The organism is Nocardia sp. NPDC004260 (assembly GCF_053603155.1).
On record NZ_JBSGEZ010000082.1, the window covers coordinates 21727 to 27726 of the forward strand.

The 6000-nt window shown below is 68.9% G+C and carries 8 protein-coding genes; 2 read left to right on the forward strand and 6 right to left on the reverse strand.

The features are described 5' to 3' along the window. Positions 1-32: 32 nt before the first annotated feature. From ACWEO7_RS32420 to ACWEO7_RS32440, 5 genes are all read right to left on the reverse strand, one after another. Positions 33-476: an SRPBCC family protein gene (locus ACWEO7_RS32420; RefSeq protein WP_452428886.1), complete on the reverse strand. Its 444-nt coding sequence runs from the start codon at positions 474-476 to the stop codon at positions 33-35. 39 nt (positions 477-515) lie between these two features. Next, positions 516-857 (reverse strand): ArsR/SmtB family transcription factor, encoded by a 342-nt coding sequence (locus tag ACWEO7_RS32425; RefSeq protein WP_452428888.1) that lies wholly within the window; start codon positions 855-857, stop codon positions 516-518. Next, positions 854-1306 (reverse strand): SRPBCC family protein, encoded by a 453-nt coding sequence (locus ACWEO7_RS32430; protein WP_450025011.1) that lies wholly within the window; start codon positions 1304-1306, stop codon positions 854-856. Before ACWEO7_RS32430 ends, ACWEO7_RS32425 begins: the two co-directional genes overlap by 4 nt. Positions 1307-1785: 479 nt before the next feature. Further along, positions 1786-2037, reverse strand: a complete 252-nt coding sequence (locus ACWEO7_RS32435; protein WP_452428894.1) for a hypothetical protein — start codon at positions 2035-2037, stop codon at positions 1786-1788. A 50-nt stretch (positions 2038-2087) separates the two neighbouring features. Further along, complete coding sequence (locus tag ACWEO7_RS32440) at positions 2088-2777, reverse strand: hypothetical protein (protein ID WP_452428896.1); 690 nt, start codon at positions 2775-2777, stop codon at positions 2088-2090. Positions 2778-3463: 686 nt separating this feature from the next. On the opposite strand from ACWEO7_RS32440, the gene ACWEO7_RS32445 reads away from it, so the two are divergent. Further along, complete coding sequence (locus ACWEO7_RS32445; protein WP_452428889.1) at positions 3464-5056, forward strand: phosphatase PAP2 family protein; 1593 nt, start codon at positions 3464-3466, stop codon at positions 5054-5056. Here the strand turns inward: ACWEO7_RS32445 and ACWEO7_RS32450 are convergent. Continuing rightward, a complete protein-coding gene (locus ACWEO7_RS32450; protein WP_452428891.1) occupies positions 5032-5229 on the reverse strand; it encodes a hypothetical protein in 198 nt (65 codons plus the stop codon). The two genes, ACWEO7_RS32445 and ACWEO7_RS32450, sit on opposite strands and share 25 nt — an antisense overlap. A gap of 133 nt (positions 5230-5362) precedes the next feature. Here ACWEO7_RS32450 and ACWEO7_RS32455 point away from each other — a divergent pair, with 133 nt between their 5' ends. Further along, positions 5363-5905, forward strand: a complete 543-nt coding sequence (locus ACWEO7_RS32455) for a YaeQ family protein (RefSeq protein WP_356968556.1) — start codon at positions 5363-5365, stop codon at positions 5903-5905. Positions 5906-6000: the final 95 nt, after the last annotated feature.

Below are 6000 nucleotides of genomic sequence, written 5' to 3' on the forward strand. Positions count from 1 at the left end.
TCGCGGTGCCCGCGACCTTCCCGCGCGGCGCGTCAATCCCAGCTGTCGATCTTGACGTCGTGGGGATGCGGAGCGCCCTTCTCGGTTTCGATCAGCGATTTCAGGCTCAGCAGGTAGACCGCCCACTTGGTGCTGCAGTGGTGCATGAAGTCCACCGGCTCCTTCCACCCTCGGTGCGCGAAGAGCACGGTGGTGTAGTCGCCCGCCTGATCGAGGCTCCAGTCCACCTGGGTGCCGATCCACTCGTCGGGCCCGCCGACCACCTCCCACAGCACTCGCTTTCCCGGGTCGAGCTCGCGTACCCGCATGTCGAATCCACCTGCCGCGAAGCGGAATTCGAGCAGGTCGCCGAGTTCGCCGCCGTTCCCCTTGGTATCGGCCGTCCACCACCCGGCGAGCCCCTCGGTGGTGGTCAAGGCGGCGTAGACCTCGTCCGCCGGCGCCTCGATGCCCACTTTGTGCAAAATGTCCACCATTTCAGTTCCTCTTCCCATTGTTCTCGTAACCGCGTGATCTCACTGCGGGTCTTGTCTGCGCTGAATCGCCTCCGCGATGCGCTTGATACGCCGGAGCCTGGCATCCCACGCCGCCCCGACCGCGGACAACTGAGCGACCGCGCGCGCGAGTTGCGCCTCGTCCACCCGGTACCGCCGCTCCCGCCCGGCGGGCATGCCGTGCACCAAACCGACGCGGTCGAGCACGACGAGATGTTTGGCGACCGCCTGCCGCGTGACGGGCAGCCGCTCACTGAGGCTGGTGGCCGTGCCGTTCCCCTCCGCGAGGAGCAGATCGAGCATCCGCCTGCGCATCGGGTCCCCGATGGCGGACCACAGGTCATCGTCGACCGCGGCGGTCACGGCGTCGACACCAGCCGCACGATGTACTCCCCGAGGCGGGGGACGAAGGTGTCCCATCCCATGCTGTGGTCGCGGTACTGCTCCTCGAGTTTCGCTACCTCCCAACCCATTTCCCGGAACCCCGTCTCGGTGAGCCGGATCCTGGTACCCGCGCCCGACGGGATGAGCTCGAAAGTGACCAGCAGCGAGCCGGCGGAATCGTCGATCGCGCCGCCCGGATAGCACCAGCGGAACGAGAACAATCGCGGCGGCTCGGCCCGCACCACCCTGATCGGGACGACCTCGACCCGGTCGCCCCAGACGAGTTCGCCGACGGCACCGGGCGCCGTATCGAACTCGGCGTCGTCGCTCCACCATTCCGAGATGTGCTCCGGACTGCTGACGACCTCGAAGACCACCTCGGGCGAGGCGTCGACGTGTATCTCGCGTTCGATGCTGCCGTACTCCATATTCAAACCTCCATATGCAACGTTTGGTTGCGCTTGACGTTAGTCGACCACCGGGCGTAGCGCAACCAACGGTTGCACATGCGCGGCGCCCGGCGGACGACCGCCGCCTTCGATGTCGACCAGCTCGCGGCCGACGTCGAAGGCGGCCCGCAGGCAAACCGGATCATCGACGCGGCCTCGGCGGAGTTCCGCGACCACGGCATCGACCGTGTCCGCATGGAGCACATCGCCCGCCGCGCCAGCCTGCATCGCGCCACCGTCTACCGGGCCTTTCCCAGCACGGACCTGCTCGTCACCACCGCGCCGACCCTGTGGTTGCGGCGCGTCCTGTCCGGCATCACCACCGCCGTCGCCGACTACACCGACGTCCGCGACGACGCCGCCGAGGGCTTCGCGATCGCCCTGCGCACGCTGCGCACCGACCCACTGACCAACCGCATCCTGCTCGCCGACGAAGGCGGGCAGCCCTTCGTCATCACCTACGGCGCGACGCTGCTCGCCGCCGCGCGGCGTTCTTCGCCGATCAGCTCCGCCGCGCCGACGACATCGGCGACATCGATCCCGACGCGTCCGCCGAGATCGCCGCCCGCCTGTCCCTCACCCTCCTGCTCATCCCGGACAGCTACTTCTCCCTCGACACCGACGAAGACGCCCGCGCCTTCGCCCGCCACCACCTCATCCCCACCGCCCTCCGATAGCACCGGCCGCTCCGTGCCCGCGTCGGTCGCCACCGCACTCGTCCCCGCCCGGCGCCCCGCTCGCTACACGGATAGACGACAGCTCACTTGCGGCCGTCGGTGGCCGAACACGTGTCGGCGGCTCGCGCGGCGTCCTCGGCGGCTCGTGTGGCTTCGGCGGCGGCCGAGTCGGCATCTTGCGCCATCCGCAGGACTTTGTTCGCACGCTCGTTGGCCCGGGTCGCCGCGCTGGCGGCAAGAGCGTCCGCGGCACCGCGGATCCGCGCGGCACGGGCGCGACCGGCGTCGTCACCCGATTCGGCCGCCAGAAGGCCGGCGCACTTCGCGGAGTCGTTCACCGCGGTGGGGAACGCGGGCTCGGTGCGGTAGCGCTCGCGCAGATCCGAAGACGGGCTGCCCGGTTCCTCGTACCGCGCGCTGACAACGGCTTCGTCGGCCAAACCTCGCTCGTACGCGTTGGCGGCCTCGGCCAGATTCCGGGCGCGCGTGGCGGTCTCCCTCGCGGTGGCGGCGAGTGCGGCCGCGAACGTCGCGTCGATGCGGGCGAGGCCGCACGCACCGGCCGCCGCGTCCGCGCGCGCCGAATCGGCCAGACCGCGCGCGGCCTCGGCCAGCGCGCGGGCCTCGGCGAGGGATCGGACGAGGACTTCGTCGGCGGCGGCATGGGCCAGATCACGGAAAGCGCGCGTCAGGTCGCTGACGGTGACGCCCTCCGCGGGCTCCCCGGCTGCGCGCGTGAGATCAGCTGAGCCCCGCGTCGTCATGCGAGTCATGGTGTACCTCCTTTGTGATCCTCGATGGCAATACGGCTTACTGCTCGATCGCGAATGTCCGGCCCGACAACCGCGGGTGAGCACACATCGGCACACCGCGCCCACCGACGCCATGGCGGTATCCCCTGCCCAGCAACGGCTTCAGTAGCTGAGGCATGCCGCGCCCACCCACCGATGCGCCGCACTAGCAACTTTTCAGCAATCTCGCATCGCTACGATAGCCGCGTGCTGCGCGGCGTGCGGACGAATCGACGATCAGAAGATCCGGCGACCACAATTCGTCGAGACCGCGGGTGCAACCGCACATGCAGCGGTCCGTACATATCCGAGCCGATGGGACGGCATTCCGCAGTCCAGTAGGCGCAGGCGGCGTCCGATCCGGACGAGTAGATCGACTCGCGCTGCGGCACCCGTCGGGCACCAGCTGCTCGAACAGCGCCGGGCCGATCGCAGCGCAGAGATCGGCCGGGGCGGCGGGCGGATGGGATCGTTCCGCCCTGTCCAGCAAGCGTCAGACAGAATTCCCGGCAACTGTAAGTCGGCTTCTCGAAAATTCCTTTGCAACATCAGTTCTCGTGGCAGGTCTCGACTCCACAACCTCTCGCCGAGCCCTCGGTCTCGCCGACACCGCGGGAGTCCGCTGTGCGTCCACGTTTGTGTGCGCGGTGATCGGTAATGTCGAACGAGTGAGTAGCTGGGTGCGCCGGAAGTTTCACGGCATCGGACGAATCGATCGAGCGATCGGCGGCGCGGTCGCCGAACTGCCTGCCTCGGTGGTCGACCACGGATTGCTGCGGCTCACCGGCAGCGCGAATTTCAGCGGACTGTGGCTGGTTCTCGCGACGCTGCTCGCCTCCCGCCAAGGCGCGCCGCGGCGGGCCGCGCTGCGTGGCGTCGTCTCCGTCGCCGGAGCCAGTCTCGTCGTCAACGTGGGCCTCAAGTCGCTGATCGCACGGCGCAGGCCTGCCGCCGAACTCCTGCCGGTGCACCGGCGACTCGTTCCGGCCCCGCGCTCCTCCTCCTTCCCCTCGGGACACAGCGCGTGCGCCGCGGCATTCGCCACCGCTGTCGCTCTGGAAAGTCCCCGTACCGCACTGGTTGTCGCCCCGCTGGCCGCCACCGTCGCCTACTCTCGGGTGCACACCGGTGTGCACTGGAGTTCCGATGTGCTCGTCGGAGCGGCCGTGGGTTCCGGTGTCGCCCTGGCCACGCGACGCTGGTGGCCGGTGCGCGAATCCGATGAGGCGCAGGCCCGTCCGGTTCGCGAAGTGCCCGCGCTGGTGGAGGGCAAAGGCCTGGTGGTCATGGTGAATCCGGTGTCCGGTGACCCGAATTACGACCCCACCGACGACGTGATCGCGGCCCTGCCCGCCGCCACCGTGCTGCGCACACAGCCCCATCTGGACTGTGCCGATCAGCTCGAGCGGGCCATCGCCGAGCACGGTGAACCGGTGCTGGCGGTCGGCGTCGCCGGTGGTGACGGCACGGTGGCCGCGGTGGCCGCGGTCGCGTTGCGCCACGAGCTGCCGCTGGTCGTCATCCCCACCGGCACGCTCAACCACTTCGCCCGCGATCTCGGCGTCTACGACCTGCGCGAAGTAATCGATGCCACCGGTGTCGGCGAGGCGGTGGCGGTGGACATCGCCGGCGTCGAATGCGAGGACGACACCGGTTCCCGCACCCGGCATCTGATCAACACCGCCAGCCTCGGCGCCTATCCGGACCTGGTGCAGCTGCGCGAGAAGTGGCAGTCACGCTGGGGCAAATGGCCCGCATTCGCCGCCGCGCTCGTGGTGACCCTGCACCGGGCCGAGCCGATGGAGATCTGCCTGGACGGACGCTGGCAGCGGGTGTGGTTCCTGTTCGTCGGCAACGGTCCCTACCACCCGCACGGCGCGGTGCCCGCCTTCCGTGACCGGCTCGACGCCGGACTACTCGACATCCGCTGGCTGCGCGCCGATCTGCGCTGGTCGCGCACCCGCGCCGTACTCGCGCTGTTACTGGCGGCGATCGGCCACAGCAAGGTCTACGGCGAGCGCCAGTTGCCCGAACTCTTCGTGCAGTTACCCACGCCGGAGGCGCTGGCGACCGATGGCGAGGTGGTCGGCAAGGCCACCCGACTGCACTTCCGCATCGCCGGACAACTCGCGGTCTACCGCCGTGACGAATCCAATCCGCTCTGGGCCGACCGCAGCCGCCCGCATCACCGCCGAGCTCCCTGGCTGCGGGACATCTTCCGAGCCGAGCCGGCGTTTCAGCGGCGAGCGGGCGAAGACTGAGCGAACGCGCTAAGCGCCGCCGCGGACGCGGGCGCCAGCCGTTCGAGGAAGGGCGCCACCGGCCGGGTCTCCTCCGGCACGGTGACCAGCGGCCGATCGGCGAACCATCTGGCCAGGTCGGCGTCGAGGTCGCGCTCGACGTATCCGGCCAAGTCGTCACGAGTAAGTGTCACCGCCGAATCGTAGGCTCCCTCAATGACATTCACCGAACACCGGATCGTCCAGCCCATCGCCGCCAGCTTGCGAAATCATCGCCACCGCGCTGCCTCGGGGCTGATCACCCGGCAGCGATAGGCTCTTGCAGCTATGGCACTCAGCGCGACATTGCACAACTTCGCCGTCCAGTTGGCCGACGTCGATCGGGGCGTCTACCAGGAGCTGGAGTTGCGGGTGGCGCGGCACCCGTCCGAATCCGCGGAGTTCATGCTGACCCGCGTGCTCGCCTATTGCCTCGAATACGAGGAGGGCATCGCCTTCAGTGACGGTGGGGTCTCCTCCACCGACGAGCCCGCGGTGCTGGTGCGCGACCTCACCGGCCGCCTCACCGCCTGGATCGAGGTCGGCGCACCGGACGCGGAGCGGGTGCACCGAGGCAGCAAACTCGCCGACCGGGTCGCCGTCTACACTCACCGCGACCCGGCCAAGGTGCTGGCGCAACTCCCCGGCAAGCGCATCCATCGCGCCGAAGCGATACCGCTCTACAGCTTCGATCGCGACTTCATCGACTCCGCCGTCGCCGCGACCGAACGCCGCAACACCGTGACCGTGTCCGTCACCGAGCGCCTGCTGTACCTGGACCTCAACGGCACCGCGTTGAGCGCACCGATCCACGAGCACCGGCTCACCTAGTTCCAATGCCGCTCACATAGGCTGGTCGGGCTGGTGTCAACTGGTGTTGATGGTGACGTCGATCTCAATCTTGTAGGTGTTTCGGTCGATGTCGC

Coding starts and splice junctions, on each gene's coding strand:
- ACWEO7_RS32420 (WP_452428886.1), bottom strand. CDS start 476: ATGGTGGACATTTTGCACAAAGTGGGCATCGAGGCGCCGGCGGACGAG.
- ACWEO7_RS32430 (WP_450025011.1), bottom strand. CDS start 1,306: ATGGAGTACGGCAGCATCGAACGCGAGATACACGTCGACGCCTCGCCC.
- ACWEO7_RS32440 (WP_452428896.1), bottom strand. CDS start 2,777: ATGACTCGCATGACGACGCGGGGCTCAGCTGATCTCACGCGCGCAGCC.
- ACWEO7_RS32455 (WP_356968556.1), top strand. CDS start 5,363: ATGGCACTCAGCGCGACATTGCACAACTTCGCCGTCCAGTTGGCCGAC.